At 66.5% G+C, this 22,266-nt stretch carries 16 protein-coding genes, 1 tRNA gene and 4 pseudogenes; 13 read left to right on the forward strand and 8 right to left on the reverse strand.

Annotation, left to right across the window (positions count from 1 at the left end; genetic code table 11):
- Nucleotide 1: 1 nt before the first annotated feature.
- The 3 genes from CA951_RS01565 to CA951_RS01575 are packed head-to-tail and all read right to left on the reverse strand — an operon-like array spanning nt 2 to nt 2,922.
- Nucleotides 2–526 carry a nucleotide exchange factor GrpE gene (locus CA951_RS01565; protein WP_087555156.1) on the reverse strand — a complete coding sequence of 175 codons (525 nt, stop codon included), beginning with the start codon at nt 524–526 and terminating at the stop codon, nt 2–4.
- A gap of 8 nt (nt 527–534) precedes the next feature.
- Nucleotides 535–2,415: a molecular chaperone DnaK gene (gene dnaK / locus CA951_RS01570; RefSeq protein ID WP_087555157.1), complete on the reverse strand. Its 1,881-nt coding sequence runs from the start codon at nt 2,413–2,415 to the stop codon at nt 535–537.
- A 3-nt stretch (nt 2,416–2,418) separates the two neighbouring features.
- Nucleotides 2,419–2,922 (reverse strand): general stress protein, encoded by a 504-nt coding sequence (locus CA951_RS01575; protein WP_087555158.1) that lies wholly within the window; start codon nt 2,920–2,922, stop codon nt 2,419–2,421.
- Nucleotides 2,923–3,685: 763 nt separating this feature from the next.
- Here CA951_RS01575 and CA951_RS01580 point away from each other — a divergent pair.
- Nucleotides 3,686–4,702: a S1C family serine protease gene (locus CA951_RS01580; RefSeq protein WP_087555159.1), complete on the forward strand. Its 1,017-nt coding sequence runs from the start codon at nt 3,686–3,688 to the stop codon at nt 4,700–4,702.
- Between the two features lie 216 nt (nt 4,703–4,918).
- Nucleotides 4,919–5,908 carry a hypothetical protein gene (locus CA951_RS01585; RefSeq protein WP_087555160.1) on the forward strand — a complete coding sequence of 330 codons (990 nt, stop codon included), beginning with the start codon at nt 4,919–4,921 and terminating at the stop codon, nt 5,906–5,908.
- Nucleotides 5,909–6,352: 444 nt separating this feature from the next.
- Here CA951_RS01585 and CA951_RS01590 read toward each other — a convergent pair whose 3' ends face one another.
- The gene (locus tag CA951_RS01590; RefSeq protein ID WP_087555161.1) at nt 6,353–6,649 is read right to left on the reverse strand and encodes a putative quinol monooxygenase; all 297 of its coding nucleotides are present in this window, start codon (nt 6,647–6,649) and stop codon (nt 6,353–6,355) included.
- Between the two features lie 473 nt (nt 6,650–7,122).
- On the opposite strand from CA951_RS01590, the gene CA951_RS01595 reads away from it, so the two are divergent.
- The 6 genes and pseudogenes from CA951_RS01595 to CA951_RS43965 form a co-directional block, all read left to right on the forward strand.
- On the forward strand, nt 7,123–8,133 hold the full coding sequence (locus CA951_RS01595; RefSeq protein WP_373413376.1) for a glutathione-independent formaldehyde dehydrogenase: 1,011 nt from the start codon (nt 7,123–7,125) through the stop codon (nt 8,131–8,133).
- A 28-nt stretch (nt 8,134–8,161) separates the two neighbouring features.
- Nucleotides 8,162–8,679: pseudogene (locus tag CA951_RS01600) on the forward strand (type 1 glutamine amidotransferase domain-containing protein).
- Nucleotides 8,676–8,765 (forward strand): annotated as a pseudogene (locus CA951_RS43770) (heme-binding protein); the annotation flags it as partial. The pseudogenes CA951_RS01600 and CA951_RS43770, both read left to right, overlap by 4 nt.
- Nucleotides 8,766–8,927: 162 nt before the next feature.
- A complete protein-coding gene (locus CA951_RS43775; protein WP_256973224.1) occupies nt 8,928–9,356 on the forward strand; it encodes a PPOX class F420-dependent oxidoreductase in 429 nt (142 codons plus the stop codon).
- 32 nt (nt 9,357–9,388) lie between these two features.
- Nucleotides 9,389–10,588, forward strand: coding sequence for a low temperature requirement protein A (locus tag CA951_RS01610; RefSeq protein WP_087555164.1), 1,200 nt, complete (start codon nt 9,389–9,391; stop codon nt 10,586–10,588).
- A gap of 18 nt (nt 10,589–10,606) precedes the next feature.
- Nucleotides 10,607–10,984 (forward strand): annotated as a pseudogene (locus CA951_RS43965) (DUF309 domain-containing protein); the annotation flags it as partial.
- A gap of 319 nt (nt 10,985–11,303) precedes the next feature.
- Here CA951_RS43965 and CA951_RS01620 read toward each other — a convergent pair.
- Nucleotides 11,304–12,616, reverse strand: a pseudogene (locus CA951_RS01620) (acetyl-CoA hydrolase/transferase C-terminal domain-containing protein).
- 99 nt (nt 12,617–12,715) lie between these two features.
- Nucleotides 12,716–13,897, reverse strand: a complete 1,182-nt coding sequence (locus CA951_RS01625; protein ID WP_087555165.1) for a zinc-dependent alcohol dehydrogenase — start codon at nt 13,895–13,897, stop codon at nt 12,716–12,718.
- Between the two features lie 267 nt (nt 13,898–14,164).
- Here CA951_RS01625 and CA951_RS01630 point away from each other — a divergent pair, with 267 nt between their 5' ends.
- Nucleotides 14,165–15,256 carry a hypothetical protein gene (locus CA951_RS01630; protein ID WP_087555166.1) on the forward strand — a complete coding sequence of 364 codons (1,092 nt, stop codon included), beginning with the start codon at nt 14,165–14,167 and terminating at the stop codon, nt 15,254–15,256.
- Between the two features lie 161 nt (nt 15,257–15,417).
- On the opposite strand, the gene CA951_RS01635 is transcribed toward CA951_RS01630, so the two are convergent.
- Nucleotides 15,418–15,491 (reverse strand) — tRNA-Gly (locus CA951_RS01635).
- A 96-nt stretch (nt 15,492–15,587) separates the two neighbouring features.
- Complete coding sequence (locus tag CA951_RS01640; protein WP_087555167.1) at nt 15,588–16,412, reverse strand: oxygenase MpaB family protein; 825 nt, start codon at nt 16,410–16,412, stop codon at nt 15,588–15,590.
- A 94-nt stretch (nt 16,413–16,506) separates the two neighbouring features.
- Between CA951_RS01640 and CA951_RS01645 the strand changes: the two genes are divergently transcribed.
- The 4 genes from CA951_RS01645 (at nt 16,507) to CA951_RS01660 (ending at nt 22,203) form a co-directional block, all read left to right on the forward strand.
- Entirely contained in the window at nt 16,507–17,130 is a 624-nt protein-coding gene (locus CA951_RS01645) for a TetR/AcrR family transcriptional regulator (RefSeq protein WP_087555168.1), read from the forward strand.
- A 9-nt stretch (nt 17,131–17,139) separates the two neighbouring features.
- Entirely contained in the window at nt 17,140–17,709 is a 570-nt protein-coding gene (gene dcd / locus CA951_RS01650) for a dCTP deaminase (RefSeq protein ID WP_087555169.1), read from the forward strand.
- Nucleotides 17,710–17,832: 123 nt separating this feature from the next.
- Nucleotides 17,833–19,233 (forward strand): hypothetical protein, encoded by a 1,401-nt coding sequence (locus tag CA951_RS01655; protein ID WP_087555170.1) that lies wholly within the window; start codon nt 17,833–17,835, stop codon nt 19,231–19,233.
- A 12-nt stretch (nt 19,234–19,245) separates the two neighbouring features.
- The gene (locus CA951_RS01660; RefSeq protein WP_087555171.1) at nt 19,246–22,203 is read left to right on the forward strand and encodes a CHAT domain-containing protein; all 2,958 of its coding nucleotides are present in this window, start codon (nt 19,246–19,248) and stop codon (nt 22,201–22,203) included.
- Nucleotides 22,204–22,266: the final 63 nt, after the last annotated feature.

The following is a 22,266-nucleotide window of genomic DNA, read 5'->3' on the forward strand; positions in this document are numbered from 1 at the left end:
CTCACCCCTCGGGGCGGCTGACTACCACCGCGGCGGGACGCAACTGCCGCCCGTCCTCTCCATAGCCCGGGCGCAAGACCTCGATCACGGTCCCGGAGGGAACGTCGGGTTGGGCCACCACACTGACCACTTCGTGGAGCTCCGGGGAGAACGGCACACCGACCTCGTCGTGGCGCTCGAAGCCGAACCGTGAGAGCACCTGCACCGCCTGATCCCGGATCGCCTTCACACCCTCGACGACGGTCTGAGGATCGCTGCCCGCGTGGGCCAGCGCAAGCTCCAAATTGTCCAGTACCGGCAGCCACGCCGCGGAAACCTTCGCCACCTCCGCGGCGCGTTCACGGTCCAGATCCTTGGCATACCGCTTGCGCAGGTTGTCCAGATCTGCGAGGGCCCTGCGCCAGCGGTCCTCGAGTTGAGCCAACTCGGCCCCCGTGTCGGTGCGATCGGGCGCCGTCTCGGTCTGATCCCTGTCGGTACCGTCGGTAGCCGGCTCGGTCGTCGAATGATCTGCAGACCTTTCCATCGTGTGCCTCAGCTTCGATCGAATTCGGCGTCGATCACATCGTCGTCATCCGACGACGCAGCCTCTGCGTCGCCGGCCTGGTGTCCGTCGCCGCCGTCCTGGACCGGCGCGAGCCCGTAGAGCAACTGCTGGAGCTCCGAGGTGAGCGGCTCGACCTCCGCGGGTGAAGCACCGTCTTTCACGGCCTTCCTGGCGTCGGCGATCAGCATCTCGGCCCGCGCCTTGTCGTGCGGTGGCGCACTGTCACCGAGTTCGGCGAGTCGCCGTTCCACTTGATATGCAACCGAATCGAGCGCGTTGCGTGCGTCGACCGCCTTGCGCAGCGCCTCGTCCTCACCCCGGTTCCGTTCGGCCTCGGCGAGCATGCGCTCGACCTCACTCTGGTCCAGGTTGCCCTGCTCACTGATCGTGATGCTCTGCTCCTTGCCGGTGTCCTTGTCGCGGGCGGTGACGTTGAGGATGCCGTTGGCGTCGATATCGAACGTGACTTCGACTTGGGCCTCACCGCGTGGCGCGGGACGGATGTCTTCCAGCCGGAACCGGCCGAGCACCCGGTTGTCGGCGGCCCGTTCGCGTTCGCCCTGCAGCACCACCACGTCCACGGCGGACTGATTGTCTTCCGCCGTGGAGAACACTTCGCTGCGCCGGGCCGGGATCGTCGTGTTGCGCTCGATAATCTTGGTCATCACCCCGCCCTGCGTCTCGACGCCGAGGGACAGCGGTGTGACATCGAGTAACAGCACATCGGAGACCTCGCCCTTGAGCACGCCCGCCTGGACCGCGGCACCGAGCGCCACGACCTCGTCCGGGTTGACGCCCATGTGCGGGTCCTTACCGCCGGTGAGCCGGCGAACCAGCGCCTGCACCGCCGGAATACGTGTCGAACCACCGACCAGGATCACCTCGTCGATGTCGTTGGCGGTGACCTTGGCGTCACTCATCGCCTGCTTCACGGGGTCGAGGCAGCGTTCCACCAGATCCGCCGTCAGATCCTCGAACTTCGATCGCATGATCGTGGTGGTGAGGTGCTTGGGACCGTTCGCGTCTGCGGTGACGAAGGGCAAGTTGACCTGAGCCTGGGTGACCGAGGACAACTCGACCTTGGCTTTCTCCGCGGCCTCGAAGAGGCGCTGCAATGCCTGCGCATCCTTGCGCAGATCGATATTCTCCGCACGCTGGAATTCGTCGGCGAGGTAGTCCACCAGGCGTCGGTCGAAGTCGTCGCCGCCGAGGTGGGAGTCGCCGGCCGTGGAACGAACCTCGACCACTCCCTCGCCGACGTCGAGCAGGCTCACATCGAAGGTGCCGCCGCCGAGGTCGAAGACCAGTACGGTTTCGTGGGTCTGCTTGTCCATGCCGTACGCCAGTGCCGCAGCGGTCGGCTCGTTGATGATCCGCAAAACCTCCAGGCCTGCGATCCGGCCGGCGTCTTTGGTGGCGTTGCGCTGCGCGTCGTTGAAGTAGGCGGGAACGGTGATGACCGCTTCCTTGACCTTCTCGCCGAGGAACTTACTCGCGTCGTCGACGAGCTTGCGCAGCACGAGGGCACTGATCTCCTCCGGCGCGTATTTCTTGCCCCGCACGTCGAATCGCGCCTCACCGTTGTCACCCGGTACGACGTCGAAGCTGACCGCTTTGGCCTCCTCGGAGATCTCGTCGTAATGACGTCCGATGAAGCGTTTCGCCGAGTAGATCGTGCCCTTCGGATTCAGGATCGCCTGCCGTCGGGCGAGCTGACCCACCAGACGCTCGCCGCTCTCGGTGAACGCCACCACCGACGGCGTCGTCCGCGCACCCTCGACGTTGGAGATCACCACCGGCTCGCCACCTTGCCAGCTTGCGATGACCGAGTTGGTGGTGCCCAGGTCGATGCCTACAGCGGTTGCCATGACTCATTCCTTTCGATCGGTCCGGCCGGTGAGCAGGCGGACGGCTTCGTCCGCGACCTCGACGTCGGCGAGGACTTCGTAGTGACGTGGTTGTAATGACTGGATTGAGGTGAAGTCGCGCCGGCCGCCCTGCAGCGCATACATGAGCAGGCCGAGCAGAGCGCCGACAACGGCACCGAACACCAACCCGTAGAAGGCGAGCGCGAGGCCCGTGAGCAGCGGCTGGACCCAATCGAGTAATCCGAAGATCCAGCCGAACAGTGCACCCGTCAACGCGCCCGCGGCGGCGCCCCGCAGCGCGGCCCAGCCGTAGTTCAGCCGGCCGACGACCTGCTCGACCAGCTCGAGATCGCGTCCGACGATGGTCAGTTTGTCCACCGTGAATTTCTGGTCGGAGAGGTAGTCGACGGCGCTTTCAGCGTCGGTGTAGTTGTCGAACGTTGCTATTACCTGGCGGGCAGGTTGGTTCGGACGTACCGCGGAGGTCCCGCCACTGGACTCGGACATCACGCCCCCTAGGCGTCGATGATGTGTGCTACGTCGAGCCCGCGCGTACCGGTTCGGCGTCCTGCCGGTCGGTCAATCGGTTGAGCTCCGGACGGCTCAACCGCGTGAGAGTTCTTCATTCGCCGGATGGGCGTCGACAGAATTGGGGAACGGTGGTGTTCACACCCCGCCCTCGGCAGAGATATCCGCCGGAACCCGCTCGAGGCGACCGGTACACGCACTCCGGGCATCAGCCACTATTCCGGTGCTTCCACGAGTAGAACTCCCGATGCAATCAATCTTCGCAGCCGAACCGGTCGGGTGGCAAGGGTCCGGTAAGTCGAAAGTAGGAAGCCGATTCCGCCATGGCAATACAGTCGCGGGAGCGCTGAGAAAGAAGCTCCTTCACCCTCACGTATAGGGTCAGGCCCTCGGTGGTGGGCCCTAATCCCCTGGTGCAGAATCGAACCAGTGACGAAATCCACTTTCCAGCTGTTGGATCAGCCCATCCTGTGGAGTCACTACAGTCTGATTTCGCTGTACGGCAACCGAATCGGGCGGAAGCCGGGCAGCTGGTCTGAAAGCAAAAGTAGTACAACAATATACGACTCGTCGCCGCAGCAGTTGAGCACGCGCACTGTAATCGTCGATGTAGGTTTTCCATGGGTATGTGACGTGGGTCGGGAGTCGCCGACCACGGGAGCAGGGCGGGGTATGTTGATCGGGTGGGCCCGCTCGCGGTAGGTGCAAGTAGGAGACCGATTTCTCACAAAGGCGGTCGCTGATGCGCGCGCCGTCGACCGTACGTTCCTCGATCTGGGTGCCGCTGGTCGCGATCGTGGTCCTCCTCCTCGCAGGATGCGGCGCCTCGGCTCCCACCACCTCGACGCCCTCAGCGGGGCCTGCCGTAGACCTGCCGGCACTGGTCCGGCAGGTGGAGGCCTCGGTCGTCACCGTGCTCACCGAGTCCGGCGTAGGCAGCGGCATCGTCTACAAGACCGACGGCACCATCGTCACCAACGCCCACGTGGTCGAGGGTGCCCGGCAGGTGAGTGTGGCCTTCGCGGACGGGCAACAAGTGTCCGCGAACGTGCGTGCCGTCGATCGTGTGACCGACGTCGCGGTCCTTCAAGCGGACCGCACGGATCTGACTGCGGCGACGTTCGAGACAGCGCTGCCAGAGGTCGGCGCGCTTGCCGTAGTCGTGGGCAGTCCGCTGGGGTTCGAGGCCACGGTCACCTCGGGCATCATCTCAGGACTGCACCGTCAGATCCCCGGGTCGGCTTCCACCGGGGCGCCGCTGGTCGACCTGATCCAGACCGACGCCGCGATCTCGCCGGGTAACTCCGGGGGTGCCCTGATCGACGGACAAGGGCGGGTCGTGGGGATGAGCCAGGCCTACATTCCCCCGTCGGCGGGTGCGGTCGCTCTGGGTTTCGCCATCCCCGCGGCGAATGTCGTCGACGTCGCGGACCAGCTGCTGGCCTCGGGAACCGCCCAGCATGCGTACGTCGGCATTCAGCCCGGCACGCTGACCCCGCAGATCGCCGAACAATTGGCAGTCGACCGCACCAGCGGTGTCGTCGTCCTCGAGGTCGTCCCGCTCGGTCCGGCTGCGACCGCGGGTATCCGGCCGGGTGATGTCATCACCGCGGTCAACGGCCACGACACCGAGTCGGCGGAGGACTTCATCGCGGCGATCCGTGCCGTCGACCCCGGCGATCGAGTCGAACTGACCGTGCTCCGCGGCGGCGAGACCCAGCAGATTTCGGTTACCGTGACAGACCGCCCCGCCAGCTGACGACGATTCCAAGAGCGACCAACACGGGCGTGGACAGGATCTGTGTTGCGGCCCGGCACGTTGCGTTGGCTAGCCGGTTGTAGTCGTGTCGACGGTGCGTCCTCGGCCGCTCGTGGTGTTTACGGGACAGAGGCGGCGGAGATCCGCGGCGGCGCCGTGATCGACTCGCAGCCACTGCCTGGAGTTTGGGGGCAGACCGGGCGGGTATGCGAAGGCGTGAACGAGCATCTGCAGGGAGGGCAATTCAGTGCGGCCGGTGAGCAGGTCTCGGTGCTGTTCATCGCGGATCCGGGCACGTCTGCGGCTCTCGCGGAACGTATCGCGGAGTACCTGCCGCAACGCTTGCGAAGCCGTGATCGCCCCGAGCGTCGGTGGACGACGTGCGTGCGCCGAAAACCGTACCTCCCCGACGAGCAAGCAGACTTCGCAGATGTGATCGACACAGTCGATCCGTCCTCCGAAGCGGAGGACATCGTCGTGTACCTCACCGATCTACCACGCCGCGAGGACACCCTGCCCGTGGTGGGCGAAGTCAGCGCCGACTACCTCTTCGCGCTCATCGCGGTCGCCGGGGTGGGCGGCGTCCACATCGAGCGCCGCGTCCGCACTGTCACCGAACTCGCGATCGCCCGCATCCTCCGGGAACCGGAACTGACGCCGCCGGGCGCGGCGCGACGGTTTCCGTGTGTGCAGATGGAGGACGGTATCCGGTATTTCGCGCCCTCGGGGCTGCGGCGGCTGCGGCTGCTGTCGGGGATGGTGCGAGCGAACCGGCCGTGGCGGCTGGTCACCGGACTGTCGAAGGTGCTCGTCGGCGCGTTCGCCACGGGGGCGATCGCACTGGCCACCGACACGATCTGGTTGTTCGCCGACACGATGGGTCCATGGCGTATGAGTGCGGCGACGGTCCTGTCGATCGTGGCCACCCTGGTTCTCGGCGTCGTCATCCTCCACGTGGCCCTGTTCTGTCTGCTGCTGTTCACCGCGTACCTCGCTCTTCCCCCGGAACTGCTGTCCCGTGTTCTCGGGCGAGGGGTGAACTTCTCCGACTACCTCACGCTCACCTGGCTGCTGGCGTCCATCGCCACCATCGGTGGGGCGCTCGGGTCGGGTCTCGAGGACGACGCCGCCGTCAAGGAGGCGGCGTACGGGGTCCGGCAGCGGCAGCGCATCGAGGAGACCCAGAGTCAGTCGAACGAGGCGTGATGATCGCGGCCTACGAACCCGCGACCCAACTCGCGAACGCTGACGAAGTTTGCGATATACCGTCGACCGATCCGTCACCGGAATCGATCGCCTTTTAAACTCAATCGGCGAGGGCGCCCGACGGCCGGCCTTGGCGCGTCCGGTGACCGATCGCCTTACGGGATAGCGACCGGGATGCGGATTCCGGCAAGTTCGTGAGAATCATGCACTTACACGACGTTGAGAACACCGAGCGTTCTTTGACCCAGGTGAGCATGGTGGTCGCGGAGGATGTCCCGAGTTCCGTGGAGTTTGGTGGGGCCCGGTGACGGATCAGGCTGCGCTCGCCTCGTCGTTGTGCACCAAGATTCGACAGGTTGGGCGGACTCGCGTGTCTCGGTTCGGGTCCGCGTGGGTGATGTCGGTTCTGTCGAGCTTGCGGGCGGGCTGTTTCCAGTCGGTGGTTCAGAGCTTGTCGGCGAGCACGTCGAGGTTGCTGATTTCGGGCGGCGCAGCGAAGAGTTCGTCGGCGCGTTCACCGAGGGCCTTGCCGACCTGCCCATTGAGATGTGTTTCACGGGCGGCCTCGTCGGGGAATGCGTCGATGATGCCGAACGTCGAGGGACCGAAACGTACCGCCAACCAAGGCTTCGTGCCGGGCTCCTGCTCGACGAGCGGCAGCGCGGATCGGAGGAATTCCTCGACCGCGTTTTCCTTGCCGGGTTTGGCTTCGAGTCGGACCAGCAGCGCCTTGGTGGCCATGTCGGGTCTCCTGTTCGAGGTGGTGGACATGGTCCAGCATCACACCATCGACCGGTAAAGGGAAGAAGCCCGCGAGCCCACACATCAAGGAAACCGATCTCACCCCTAGTAATCGTGGAGCCGGAAGAGGAGACTCCATGGTGGACGGAATGCGACGCCTGGAATGCACCCGCTGTTGTCGGATGTGACGCGAAACATGTTGGCGAGCAAAAGTTTTAGATTTGCTTTCAGTTCCGTTCGTTGTCGCGTCTGCCCCAGCAGCACGATTCATTCGGTCGCTCACACGTAACCGCCTGTGGCCGCCGGGCCGGCATCAACCCGAAACGCAGCATCAGGGAGTCGAGATGAAAGCGCTTGTGTACGACGGGCCACATGAGGTTCATGTGAAGGATGTGCCCGATGCAAGGATTGAGCAGCCGACCGATGTGCTGGTAAAGATCACCAGCACCAACATTTGCGGGTCGGATCTCCACATGTATGAGGGCCGCACCGATCTGGAGCCCGGGATGGTCCTCGGTCACGAAAACTTGGGGATCGTCGCCGAGGTGGGCAATGCGGTGGTCAAGGTCTCCCCGGGGGATCGGGTGTGCCTGCCGTTCAACATCGGCTGCGGTTTCTGCCGAAACTGCGAGGAAGGGTTGACCGCGTTCTGCCTGACGGTGCACCCGGATCCGAAGATGGCCGGCGCCGCATACGGGTTCGCCGGGATGGGCCCGTTCTGGGGCGGGCAGGCGGAATATCTGCGGGTGCCGTTCGGCGACTTCAACTGTCTGCGGCTGCCCGAGGATGCCCAGGACAAGGAAACCGACTACGTGATGCTCTCCGACATCTTTCCCACCGGCTGGCACTGCACCCGCCTGGCCGACATGCAGCCCGGCGATTCGATGGTGGTGTACGGGGCCGGGCCGGTCGGGTTGATGGCGGCGTATTCGGCGATGATCCAGGGCGCGAGCAAGGTGATGATCGTCGACCGGCATCCGGACCGGCTCAAGCTCGCCGAGGAGATCGGCGTCATTCCGATCGACGATTCGAAGGGCGACCCGGTCGAGCAGGTCCTGGAACAGACCCGCGGGCAGGGTGCCGACAAGGGTTGTGAGTGCGTCGGGTATCAGGCGCACGACCCGCAGGGTCACGAGGACGCCGCGATGACGATGAACCGGCTCGTCGACTCGGTGCGCTTCACCGGCCACATCGGGGTGGTCGGCATCTTCCTGCCCCAGGACCGAAACGGCCCCGACGAACTCGAACGCCACGGCAAGATCGCCTTCGACATGGGCAAATTCTGGTTCAAGGGGCAGAAGGTCGGAACCGGGCAGGCCAACGTCAAGCACTACAACCGGCAGCTGCGCGACCTGATCCACCAGGGCCGTGCCAAGCCGTCCTGGATCGTCTCCCACGAACTGCCACTGGCGGAGGCCGAGTCCGGCTACCAGCATTTCGATGCCCGCGACGACGGATGGACCAAGGTCGTAATGCATCCGTGAGGCGGCCCGGACCGAGAGGAGCACAACGATGGCAATGACACTGCAGGGCAAGCGGATCGCGATACTTGCTGCCGACGGGGTCGAAAGAGTCGAACTCGAGCGACCCCGCGACGCGGTGCACCAAGCCGGCGGGCACACGGAGCTGCTGTCGCCGAAGACCGGCGAAATCCAGGCACGCAACAACGACCTCGACGCGGCCGGCACGTTCACCGTAGATCGGGCTGTGTCCGATGTTGCGGTCGACGACTACGATGCCCTGCTGCTGCCGGGCGGCACGGTGAACCCGGACAAGCTGCGAATCGAGGAGCCGGCGGTGTCGTTCGTGCGCGACTTCGTCGGCTCGGGAAAGCCGGTGTGGCCAAAGGCAGAACGCTCACCTCATACCCGAGTCTGCGGACCGACCTGCGCAACGCCGGGGCCGACGTCGTCGACGAAGAGGTCGCGATCGACGGGAACCTGATCTCGAGCCGCTCGCCCGACGACCTCCCCGCGTTCTGTCAGGCCATCGTCGCGCAGTTCGCGAAGCCCCGGACGGGTGCGTCATGACAGTGAACCAGACTTCGGTGTCCCTCGACGATGCGCAGCGGGTGATCGCCGCCGGGCAGGCCAAAGCTGACGAGATCGAGTCGCCGTCGAACATTGCGGTGGTCGATGCCGGCGGCAACCTCGTAGCCCCACGTGCGACAACGGATGGACCAAAGTCGTCCTCCACACATAGAGCGACGCGCCAACCGGCTCCGCTGCGACCCGTGGCGGTGCCGACACCGAACTCGCGATCTCACCGCGGAGTTGTCATGCCAGCAATGTCGGATGCCGAGTGTCGCGGTTTCGTCACCGCCGGAACCCGAACGGCCAAGTGGGCCACCACTCGCCGCGACGGTCGCCCGCACGTCGTGCCGGTGTGGTTCGTTCTCGAAGGCGACGATCTGCTGATCACCACCGGGTCCAAGTCCGTCAAGGGCCGGGCGGTGCTTCGCGATCCACGGGTCGGGTTGTGCATCGATGACGATCGCCCGCCGTACGCGTTCGTCCTTATCGAGGGCCGCGCCAGCGTCAGCACCGATCCGGATGAGGTGTTGCGCGCCTCCACTCTCAACGCCCGCCGCTACGTCGGGGCGGAGCGGGCGCAGGAGTACGGCCGGCTCAATGCGGGCGAGGGGATGCTGCTGGTGCGGATCACCCCCGAGAAGGTGATATCGGAGAACAACACTACTGGTGAATAGCAACGGGCGATGATCATGGCCACTGGTCGACGATGACGGTCAACGACGGCAACGCCGCCGGGGGATCCGCCGGCCGCGAGCCCGACACCGACGGATCGCAGGAGTCTGATAGGCGGTCGGTGGGCAACCTGGAGTTGTTCTTCGACCTCACCTTCGTGTACGCGATGTCGCAGGTCACACACCTGATGCTCAGTGACATCTCCTGGCAGGGTTTCGGCCGGGGTGTGGTCGCGTTGCTCGCCCTGTGGTGGGCGTGGGTGTGCTACGCCTGGCTGACCAACACATTCGAAACGGCGCGGGTGACGCACACGACTTTGATCATCGTCGCGATGGCGGCGATGCTCATCGCTGCGATCGCACTGCCGACCGCATTCACCACCGGGGCCCTCGTTTTCGGGCTCGCATTGCTCGCCGTCCGACTCATCAACGTCGGTATGTTCCTCGCTTCGTCATCCCGAGACGAGGATGGATTGGCGTCAGCGATCCGCCGACTGGCGCCGGGCCTGCTCGTCGGGCCGGCATTGATCGTTGCCGCCGCTTTTGTGGCCTCCCCCTACCGTGAGTTGCTGTGGGTCGCGGCCGCTGCGGTAGACTTCGGCAGTCCCCTGATAGCGGGAATCAGCGGACTTCGTGTCGTACCTTCGTATTTCATCGAGCGCCACGGTTTGGTCATCATCATCGCGCTGGGCGAGACGATCATCGCGCTGGGGACGGGGGCAACCGAAAACCTGCGCCATCCCGCGGTTCTCGGCGCTGTGGTTCTCGGGGTGCTGATCTCGGCCACCCTGTGGTGGACCTACTTCGGCCTCGCTGCCGGCGCCGAAGAACGGATGCGGCGAACACCCAGTGTCGATCGGGTACGGTTGGCGCGCGACGCCTACAGCTACCTGCACCTGCCGCTCGTCGCGGGGGTCGTCTTCTTCGCCCTTGGGGCAAGGGTTTCGGTGGAACACATCGACGAGCCGCTGGCGCCGCTGGCCGCCCTCGCCCTCACCGGTGGGGTGGCACTGTTCTACGCCGCCGAGGTGGCCTACCGATGGCGTGACCACCATCAGCTCACCGTCGATCGGCTCCTCACCGCCGTCGCGGCCCTCCTGGTTTTTCCGGTGGCGATTTCCGTCCCCGCCGTCTTGTCGCTGACCGTTCTTACCGCGATCGGGGTCCTGCGACTCGCATGGGAGCTGTGGCGGCGCCCGCAGATAGGCACCGGCATAGCGGGAGCCGTACGGTGAGAACGACTCCGCTGACGTAGTACGGGCATTCCGCGTATCCCGGATGATCTCGAGCTCGCGCCGGCCGAACCTCTCGTCTGGCATTCGACGCGCACGAGGTGCTCGAGGCCGCGGGGAAGACCGGTCCGGACGACGAGCGGATGCTGTGGCAAGGCAAGGCCTGGCCCAGCTCATGGTCGGCATCACCCACGTCCGGCGCGGCAATGTGGAGGGCGCGATCGCCCTGCTTCGCCGTGCGTCGGCCCGTCCTGCCCACTACGAACTGGCCGCGCCGTACGCCATCGACGTCGCAGGTTTGGTCGATACGCCGCCGCGCGCTGATTTGCGACGTCGCTGCGGCCGTCGAGATCCCGCCGACGACTTCGCCCCCGTCTGGTTGTCGTCCGCCCCCAGTAGTCGCGGCGTTGGGACGAACTGCCGCTACGGCCTTCTATTGTGTCCGCGGCTCAGTCCCATGTCTGGTAGATCCGCTAGTTCGAGTCCGACAGACGGATTGACTCTCGGGCAAGCGTGGGGCACCTCAGATCTCTCTGCCTGGGTGCAGGGTGGACGGGCCGCCCGTAGACCCGGGTCAACGGGCGCCACATGCCCTGCGCCGGTGCGCTATTCGAACCATCGGCCATCGGTCCCTCCAGGTCCCAGATCGCGTCGCTTTGCCTTCGCGGACGAGCCCCGGAAGATCAACCCCCGACGGGAGAGCGGGAAGGTGACCGTCCTAGAGTCGCATTGAGCCGGACTCCAGGTACCGCTGGTGGAACGAGAACGCCTCCCCGAGCAGGTGCGGCGTCTGGCCGGCTCCCGCAGTTGCCGTCGCCCGCTCGACGTAGTCGGTGAGCAGCGGCCGGAATTCCGGATGCGCGCAGCGCTCGATGATCACCCGTGCTCGGCGACGCGGCGACAACCCCCGCAAGTCGGCCAGGCCCTGCTCGGTCACCACAACCTGGGTGTTGTGCTCGGTGTGATCGACGTGCGGGGTCATCGGGACGATCGACGAGATCGCCCCGTTCTTCGCCGTGGACGGGCTGAGGAACATCGACAGGTACCCGTTGCGCGCGAAGTCCCCGGATCCGCCGATGCCGTTCATGATCTTGGTGCCCATCACATGCGTCGAATTGACGTTCCCGTAGACGTCGGCCTCCAGCATCCCGTTCATCGCGATGATCCCCAGCCGGCGGACCACCTCGGGGTGGTTGCTGATTTCTTGCGGACGGAGCCGGATGTGCTGCCGGTAGAAGTCGATGTTGGACGTCAACTCGGCGATCCCCGCCTCTGAGAGTGCCAACGCGGTAGCCGACGCGAACCGGACGGTGCCGTGCTTGATCAGGTGCAGCATCCCGTCCTGGATGACCTCGGAATAGCAGGTCAAACCTCGATAACCACCTTGGCCGGGTCCACCCGGTAATGCGGTTGCCCGATGCGGTCCTCGACGTTGGTGAGTTCGATCGGCCGGCGGTGCGGGGGCAGTGCGGTGCCGTAGTAGATGTCGTGAATGCCGTCCATCGCATCCGGGACCCAGGAGTTGACTTCGAGAATGACCTTCTCCGCGACATCGAGCCAGGTCTTGTTGTTTCCGACAGACGCGGACGGAATCAATTCGCCGGTCTCGGTGATGCCGGCGACCTCGACGACGGCGACATTCACCGGACCGTAATAGCCCTCCCATACCTGCTGCGCCACGTGCGACAGATGAATGTCGACGTANTCCATCCGCCCCGCGTTGATCTTCTGCCGAGCCGTGGATTCCGCTTGGTAGGGCATCCGCAGCGCGATTCCGTCGACCTCGGCNAGCATTCGCTCGGTCTCGGGCGAGACGGACGCCCCGGTCAGCAGGTCGATGGTGAAGTTCGCGCCGGCCGCGCGGGCGGCGTGAATCCGGTCAGCCAAGGCCGGGATGACCGCCTTGGGTGTCCCGGCGCTGGCGAAACCGCTGACAGCGACGGTGTCACCCGGACCGATGACCTTCACCGCTTCCTCCGCCGACGTCACCTTCTGCTGGAACGCCGAGTGTCGAATCCGGTTCGACTGCACCGGGGATGCACCGAAGGGAACAGGGCCTGATGGGGGAGCTGGCCGCGGTGAGCAAGGCGGCTGTGAAGTGTCGTACTGGTGGAGCCACGGCGACGTTGTTCAGGGTTTGAGCTGAATCTTCACCGCACCGTCCTGTTTCTTCTGGAAGATTTCGTACGCGTGGGGTGCCTGTTCGAGGGGGAGTTCGTGGGTGGCGAAGGTGTCGACGCCGAGTGGGTCGCCGTCGCCGAGGAGCGGCATGATGTCGTCGACCCACTTCTTGATGTTGGCTTGGCCCATGCGCAGCTGAATCTGCTTGTCGAACAGGGTGAGCATGGGAATCGGGTCGGCCATGCCGCCGTAGACGCCGATGATGGAAATGGTTCCCCCGCGGCGGACGATGTCGATCGCCGAATACAGGGCGCCGAGTCGGTCGACACCGGCCTTCTGCATGAGCGGCGCCGCCACCGCGTCGGGCAGGTACCCGACGATCTGCTGGGCGAGTTTGCCGATCGGTGAACCGTGCGCCTCCATGCCGACCGCGTCGATCACCGAGTCGGTGCCGCGACCGTCGGTCGCATCGCGGATGACGTCGGCGAGATCGCCGCCGTGCTCGTCCAGGTTCAGGGTTTCGATGCCCCGGGCCTTGGCGCGGGCAAGACGTTCGGGGACGTTGTCGACCGCGATGACCCGTGCACCCTTGTGGTGGGCGATGCGCGCCGCCATGTCTCCGATCGGGCCGAGGCCGAGCACGGTGACCGACCCGCCCTCGGGGATGGCGGCGTACTCGACCGACTGCCACGCCGTCGGCAGCACATCGGACAGGTAGACGAATCGGGAATCCGGCGGGCCCTCGGGGACTTTGATGTGGGTGAACTGGGCTTGGGGGACGCGCAGGTACTCGGCTTGTCCTCCCGGTACCTCGCCGTAGAGCTTGGAGAATCCGAACAACGCCGCTCCCATGCCCTGCTCGCGGACCTGCGTCGTCTCGCACTGCGTGTACAGCTGCAGGTTGCACATGAAGCAGTCGCCGCACGAGATCTGGAACGGGATCACGACGCGGTCGCCGACCTTCAGGTCGCCGGCCGCCGTGCCGACTTCTTCGACGATCCCCATCGGTTCGTGGCCGAGGATGTTCCCTTCTCCCATGAACGGGCCGAGAGTTTCGTACAGGTGCAGATCGGAACCGCAGATGTTCGTCGTCGTGACCTTGATGATGGCGTCGGTCGGGTGTTCGATCTTCGGATCGGGGACGGTGTCGACGCTGACCTTTCGTTTGCCTTGCCACGTGACTGCTCGCACTGGGAACCACACCTCTCGTCGGTCGATGTCCGTGTTCGGGTGCCCGACGGGTGATCAAGGTAAACCGCGCTCGGCATGGTCTTCCTCCGCTATGCCGTGAGGGAGTGAGTCCGGAGGCCAGCATGAAGATCCCACCGATTCCCGCTCTTGTCGACGATGCCTCCGCGGACCAGGCGGACGTGTCTACCGGACGGACAGCGGGCGCCACAATCGACTCACACCCACTGCCTGGAGTTTGGGGGCAGACCGAGCGGGTACGCGAAGGCGGTGAAGGCGAACGAGCAACTCCAAGGGCAATCCGGTGCCGCGGGTGAGCGGGTCTCGGTGCTATTGATCGCGGATCCGGGCGAACCAGCGGCACTCGCGCAATCCGTCGCGGAGCGCCTGCCGGAACGCCTGCGTAGCCCCGACGGGCTGGAGCGCCGGTGGACGACGTGCGTGCGCCGGAAGCCCTATCTCCCCGACGAGCAAGCGGATTTCGCCGATGTCATCGACACGGTTGATCCGTCAGCCGAAGAGGAAGACATCGTCGTGTATCTCACCGATCTGCCGCGCCGCGAGGACACCCTGCCGGTGGTTGCCGAAGTCAGCGCCGACCACAAATTCGCGCTCATCTCCGTCGCCGGGGTGGGTGGCGTCCACATCGAGCGCCGCGTCCGCAGCGTCACCGAACTCGCGATCGCCCGCATTCTCGATGAACCGGAACTCACGCCCCCCGGCGCGGCGCGACGATTCCCGTCTGCGCAGATTGGCGACGGCATCCGGTATTTCGCGCCCCCGGGACTGCGGCGACTGCGACTGCTGTCGGGAATGGTGCGGGCCAACCGGCCGTGGCGGCTGGTCACTGGACTGTCGAAGGTGCTCGTCGGCGCCTTCGCCACCGGTGCGATCGCGCTGGCCACCAACACGATCTGGTTGTTCGCCGACACGATGGGTCCGTGGCGGATGAGTGCGGCGACGGTCCTGTCGATCGTGGCGATGATTCTCTGGCTGATCCTCGACCACGAACTCTGGGAGCGGCCGAAGTCGCCGGAGGAACGCGACCGTTCGGTGCTGTACAACACCGCGACCGTGGTCACCCTGGTCATCGGCGTGGTCGTCCTCCATGTGGCCCTGTTCTGTCTGCTGCTGTTCACCGCGACGCTCACTCTTCCCCCGGAATTGCTGTCCCGCATTCTCGGGCACGGGGTGAGCTTCACCGACTACCTGACGCTCACCTGGCTGCTGGCGTCCATCGCGACCATCGGTGGGGCACTCGGGTCGGGTCTCGAGGACGATGCCGCCGTCAGGGAGGCGGCGTACGGGGTCCGGCAACGGCAGCGCATCGAGGAGACGCGTCAGTCGAACGAGACAGGATGATCGCGGCCTGCCAGGGGTGGGACCCCACTCGGGAGCCTCGACGAGGTGCGATCCGAACCGGGTGCGCTGCCCGAATCATCCCGTGTCGATGCGCGCGCCGCACAGCGGGCCGACGACGTCGTGCACACGGAGGCTTATTGGGTGAACACCCCATGGATGGATGGAGCCGATGACGGGAATCGAACCCGCGTATTCAGCTTGGGAAGCTGATGTTCTGCCATTGAACTACATCGGCGCGCACGATATTGGGCGCCCGTAGGCAGGCCCAACACCTTGCGGCGGCAACATTATCAGATGGTGATCCGGACTACGCGCGCACACGCGTGGAGTGTCATACGAGGGGTTTGCCGGTCCGCATTCTGCGTCGGAGATCCCGCATGAGCAAGATGTAGGGGAGTTCGCGGATGGTGACGGGGACGCGCCGGCTGACGGCGCCGATGGTGCTCATGGTCCGGTCGAAGCGCCGCTGATCCTTGGGGGTCCAGGTGAGGTGCATCTGGTCGCGGAAGAGGGGCGGGAGGAAGCCGGTGGTGAAGAACAGGTTGAGTCGGCCGAACAGCCGGGACACGACGGCGGGCATGAATTCGACCTTGGCGACGGACACCAGGTATTCGCGGATGGTGTCGTCGATCGACACGTTGGCGAGCGCTTTCTCCCAGTAGTCGTCGAATGCGGCCCGGTTGTCGGGCCACATCTCCTTCGGCACCTGGAGGGTGGTGCCGAAGGTGGCGCCCTGCTGGTAGAAGTATTCGCTCTCGGTGGCGGTGAGTTCGCCGTGCATGGAGCGGTGAACGTCCTCGAATCCGCGGTAGATGCAGGCGGCAACCCACAGCTGCAGTTCGGGGTCGAACGCGTTGTACTGCACGGGGCTGTCGGGCCCCGACCGCACCTTGGCGTGGGCGCGGTTGACGCCCTTGCGGAACTGGGCCTTCTCTTCCTCGGTGCCGCGCGCGGCGACGACGAGGTAGGTGAGGGTGGTCCGGGTGCGTTTGATCGGGTGCCGGAAGATCTGTCCGCTTTCGACGCGGCTTTCCACGACGCCGTATCCGACGGCGGGGTGGGAGAGCTGCATGATCACGTTCGCTGCGCCGGCGAGTAGGCCGGCTCCGTCCATGACCAGTTCGAGTCGGTCCGGCACCTCGAGAGATGTCGACATGTGCACTCCTGTCGCAAGCGGTGAATTCCCTATCTGAATACGACCGTACTCACATATATGTGGCGAGTCCAGAGGCAAGTGCGAAGATGTTTCCATGGCAATCGCGTCGGACAGGGTGTACGGCGGCCAAGAGGGTGACCAGCGTCGATCGGAACGACGTGGCCAGCTCATCGAGGCCGGACTCGACCTGCTCGGCAGCCCGGACGGCGACCACGCCCTGACCGTGCGCGGAGTCTGCAAGCAGGCCGGACTCGCCACCCGCTACTTCTACGAGAGTTTCCCCGACCGCGAGGCGCTGACCGTCGCCGTCTACGACCACGTCGTGGAGCGCATCGCGACCAGCACCCTGGACGCCGTGACGAACGCCGGGCCGGGGGAGCGCGAGATCGTCCGCGCCGGGGTCCGCAACATCGTGCGGGAGGTCGCCGAGGATCCGCGGCACGGCCGGCTGATGTTCTCGGTGGCGCAGTCGAGCGCGGTGCTGGCGCAGCGTCGCCTCGACAGCTCGCGACTGTTCGCGGGCCTGGTCACGAAGCAGACGGTCGGGTACTACGAGGTGGCCGAGAGCCCGCGCCTCGACCTCGCCGCGCACTTCATGGTCGGTGGCCTCGCCCAGACCCTGACGGCATGGCTGAACGGGACCGTGACGCTCCCCGAAGAGGAGCTGGTGGATACCTGCACCGAACTGCTGCTCTCGATGGCCATCCACACCCGTTAACCTCTACCTGTGCTCCTCTCCGATCGCGATCTCCGTGCCGCAATTTCCACTGGACGTCTGGGCATCGACCCGTTCGACGATTCGATGGTCCAGCCCTCGAGCGTGGATGTGCGCCTCGACAGCCTGTTCCGGGTGTTCAACAACACCCGCTACACCCACATCGACCCAGCTCAGCGGCAGGACGAGCTGACCACGCTGGTCGAGCCGGCGGAGGGGGAGCCGTTCGTCCTGCACCCAGGCGAGTTCGTCCTCGGGTCCACGCTGGAAGTGTGCTCGCTGCCCGACGACCTGGCGGGACGCCTCGAGGGCAAGTCCTCGCTCGGCCGCCTCGGACTGCTCACGCACTCCACGGCAGGGTTCATCGACCCGGGTTTCAACGGGCACATCACGCTGGAACTCTCCAACGTCGCGAACCTGCCCATCACCCTGTGGCCGGGGATGAAGATCGGCCAGCTGTGCCTGCTGCGGCTGTCCAGCGCGGCGGAGCACCCGTACGGCAGCTCGGCCGTCGGCTCCAAGTACCAGGGCCAGCGCGGCCCGACACCGTCGAAGGCCTACCTCAACTTCGCGCAGCGCTGAGCGTCGGCGGTCCGCCGAAAAGTTGCAAACCGAGTGGTCCGCTACTCGTGTGTATTGCGGCGAGTAAGAGAAGACTGGGATTCGAAGCCGCCCTCTCCTGGGCGTTCGATCCCGGAGGCCGTGATGAAAGACGTCGTCGTGTTGTTGCCCGGCATCGGCGGGTCGGTCCTCGCACGTGACGGCAAGGACGTGTGGGCACCGACACCGGGAGTCGCGCTGGCGAGCGTGCTGTCGCTGGGCAGGAACATCAAACGCCTGACACTCGACGGCGACGACCCGGACGTCGACGACCTCGGTGACGGCGTCGTGGCCACCCGGCTGGTGCCGGACTTCCATTTCGTTCCCGGGCTGGACTGGAAGATCGACGGCTACACGAAGTTCCGCGACGACCTGGTCCGCCGATTCGGGGCCGTTCCCGGCGACAACTATTTCGAACTGCCCTACGACTGGCGGCGCGACAACCGGGTGGCGGCCCGCACGCTGGCCCGGCGATCCCACGACTGGCTGGCGCGGTGGCGCGAGAAGTCGGGCAACGCGGACGCCAAACTCGTGCTGGTGTGCCACTCCATGGGCGGAATCGTCGCCCGACTGTTCCTCGAACTGCTGGACGGCTGGCGCGACACCCGCACCCTCGTCACGTTCGGCACCCCGTACTCGGGTTCGGTCAATGCGCTCGACTTCCTCGTCAACGGATTCCGCAAGGGCTGGGGTCCGTTCACCGTCGACCTCGGTGCGCTGATCGGGTCATTCACGTCCGCCTACCAGTTGCTGCCGTCGTATCGGTGCATGGCAGGTGACGACGGGTCGTGGCGCGCACTCGACGACGACACGCTCGACTGGTCGGGGACGGGTCTCGACGCCGGCCGGATGGGGGCGGCGGTGCGCCTGCACCGGGACCTGCGCGACACCGTCGATGCGCGGCTGAAGGCGGGACCCGAGGGCTACGACATCCGTCCGGTGATCGGCGACTTCCAGCCCACCAAGTGGGCCGCCCGGCTCGCCGGGACGAAGGTCGAGACGCTGACCGTCCGCGGGCCCGGCGAGAGCGGCGGGGACGGCACCGTGCCGAAGCTGTCGGCCACCCCGCACGAGCTCATGACGGGATGGAAGAACGCGGCGTTCTTCAGCCAGCGGCACGGATCCCTGCAGAACGACGACCCGGTGCTCGACCACGTGGGCGGGATCCTGACCACCGCAGTTCTCGCGCCCCCGAACGTGTTTCCTGCGGTGAACGAATCGGTCGCGCTGGAGGTCGACGACGTTACCACCGCCGAGCCGCTGGTGATCCGCGCGCGCACCGATGCCGGGGGCGCTCGGCTGGTCGCGTCGGTCGAGCCCGTCGCAGGCGGACCGGGCAGGCAGCACCCGTTGTCGCCGGCCGTCGACGGCTGGCAGCAGGCCATCCTCGACGGGCTGCCCGCCCAGGACTACCGGATCACTGTGCGCGCGCCCGGGGTGCACCCGGTCACCGACGTCGCGAGTGTGGTCGACCTCGACGAGATCGCCCGGTCCGTGGACGCCTAGGAGCGCGGAAACATGAAGCCCGCAACCGATTTCGAGGAACTGGAGATCAGCGTCCTCCGGGCGGGCGATCACGTCTGGCTGTCGGCGCAGTCCTGGATGGGCTCGGTGTTCGCGGTGCGGCGAGAGATCCCGGAATGGAAACTGCCGAACGACGTCACGGGAAAGACGATCGACGCGCCGTCCGGATGGCTGACCGACACTGTCCGGCATGCGCGCACCGATGCCGCGGCCCACGCGCTCGACGTCGGGAAAGTGCTGACGGACCTGGTGTTCGGGATCCCCGAGATCGAAACACTACTGCAGCAGAGCCGGGGGATCGCCGGGCGGTCGGGAAGTCAGCTCCTCGTGCGGATCCTCGCCGCGCCGCAGGAAGTGTGCGCCTGGCCGTGGGAGTTGTTGCTGGATCCGCAACGCCCTGACCAGTTCCTCGCCATGGCCCACGACGTCCACGTGGCGCGGTCCGGGCGTTCGCGTACCTACCCGATTCGGCAGACGCCGATCGCGCCGCCGCTCAATCTCCTTCTGGTGATGTCGAGTCCGCTGCGGGAGGGCCCGGAGGATTCCGAGGCCCCGTTCGACCTGTATGCGGAGAAACGCAGCCTGCTGGCGGAACTGCGGCCGCTCGTCGATCGTGGTCTGCTCCGGGTGGTGGTCGAGGACCGGCCGTCCGTCGAACGTCTCCGCAGTCGAATGGGTATGCAGAGACGCGGGTTTCACCTCTTCCACTATCTCGGTCACGCCAATCCGGACGGGCTGAAGGTGGAGCGGCGCAACGGGCGCGGGATGTTGCTGCCGAGCCAGGAGTTCGCGTTGCTGTTGCAGCAGCTGCCGAACCTCCGGCTGGCGGTGTTCGCGGGCTGCGAGACGGCCCGGGCGCCGGAGGGGGCCACCGACGACGACCCGTGGCCGGGGCCGCTGTCGTCGGCCGACATCTGCGTGCGTGATGCGTGCCCCATGGTGATCGGCATGCAGGCGGTGCTGCCGTTCCGGACGGAGCGACTGCTGACGCGCTTCTTCTACGAGGCACTGACCGCCGGACAGCCCGTCGCGGAGGCGTTGCGGCTGGCGCGGCTCGCCATCAACGGCGACGAGAACAGCGGCGACCCCCTGCTCGACTGGGCGGTGCCCTGCCTGTTCGTCGGGGGGAGCGAGCCCGGCGCGATCATCGACCCCGACGCGAAGGCGCGGCCGGAACCGTCGCCGCGGCGGATCTCGCGGCGGATCGGGATCCGGCAGGGCGAACTCCGCTTCATCTCCCGCCTCGCGGAGTTGCGGGAGGGGGTGGACGTGCTGTCCGGGCGGACGTCCGCCCGGTTGCTGCACGTGGTCGGGATGCCCTCCACCGGAAAGACCGCCCTCCTGGACCGCGTGCTCGAAGAGCTCGAACCGCAGATCGCGAACCTGTTCGTCAGCACGAAACGGCTGCTCGCGAAACCCGACCCGCTCCACGAACTGTGCCGCCTCGTCGCCGAGTTGATGGACGACGCCGGGGTGCGCCCCGCGCGGCAGGGCAGGCTCAGCGCCGGTGACTGGTGGGAGCGGCTACTCGACGACCTCACCGGAGTCCCCACCGCGATCGTCGTCGACGACGGCGACCTGCTTGTCGGCGACGCCCCCGGCGCCTCGGACCTCCTCACCGCCCTGGTCCTGCTGACGCAGCGGCGGGGCGACGCGCGGCTCGCCGTGGCGACCACCGGGGAACTCGCTGGACTGACCGAGTCGCTCCGCGCCGCGGAAGTGCGCACGATCCGCCTCGACGCCCTGTCCTGGCCCGAAGTGTGGCAATGGATCCGGCGCAACCTGCCCACGCTGACGCGCTACCCGGAGCAGGATCTCTCCCGGCTCTACACCGACGTGCGGCACCTGGAACTGTGGGAGCAGCTGGCCGATCTCGCCGCCCAGAACGGCACCTTCGAACCGCGGGACCTGCCGCTGCTCGTCCGGCAACTCGGCGTCGGCGCCGCGCAGCAGGCACCGCCGGTGTCGAACGGGTCCGACTTCTTCGGCGCCGGCTCCGGGGCACCAGAGGCCGAGGCGGCCGCCGCGGCGCCGGTGCGGCGCGCATTGCGGTTGGCGGTGGCGGGACCGTTCACCGCCGGCCGCCGCGAGGAGATCGCCGTGGCCGTCACGCAGTGCGCCATCCGGCACGACGTTCCGGGCAGGGTGGTGGCCGGCGAGACGGGACAGGGCGAATCGGCGCTGGCCGAACTCCTGCCCCAGGAGCTGGCGTTCGCGCACGGCGTCCCGTCCGAGCGCGACGTCTGCCGGTGGATGGAGGACGCGGCCCTCGCCGACGCGGACATCCTGGTGTTCGACTACGGCAACGCGGTCCCGTCCGACGCGCAGAACGCGGTCATCGCGCGCCTGGTCGGGGACGGTCGACTCGTGATCGTGTCGGGTGACCACTCCGACGAGCCGGCGTATCCCGCGTGGAGTGCGGACGCGTTCGCCGTCGGTGCCGTCGAGGACGACGGCACCCTCACCCACGAAACCCCGTACTTCCCCGACGCGGGCAAACCCGACGTCTACGCGCCGCGGACGATCACCGGGACGACGTGCGAGCGGCTCGTCGACCGGCCGGAGATGGAGGGCACGACCTTCGCCGCGCTGTACGTGGCCGTCGCGGCGATGCTGGTGTGGGCGACCGACCGCGACCTGGCCGCGCGGGACGTCCGGACGCTGCTGGTCGAGACGGCGACACCGATAGCGACGGCGCAGGGTGACACCGCGAAGCAACTCGACGTCGAGGCGGCACTGGACAGCGCGCGGCGGAAGGTCATCGTCGGCGCCCTCGGATCGGACGCACTCGAACTCGGGCAGCTGCTCGCGGAAATCCCGATCCGCCCGGAACTGGCGGTTCCGCTGCTCGACGCCCTGGTGGCCGACGGCGCCCGCATCCGGCGGGTCGTCCGCAACGGCGTCGAACAGTACGAACGCGCCGGCGCCGCGGCCGGACCGAGAAACGAGTAGCCGGCTACGCATGACCGGTCCGCCCGCGGCGCGAAGGCTGGCAACCACAGCACCGAGCCGCCC

This window comes from Rhodococcus sp. NCIMB 12038 (genome assembly GCF_002165735.1).
Classification (GTDB): Bacteria; Actinomycetota; Actinomycetes; order Mycobacteriales; family Mycobacteriaceae; genus Rhodococcus_F.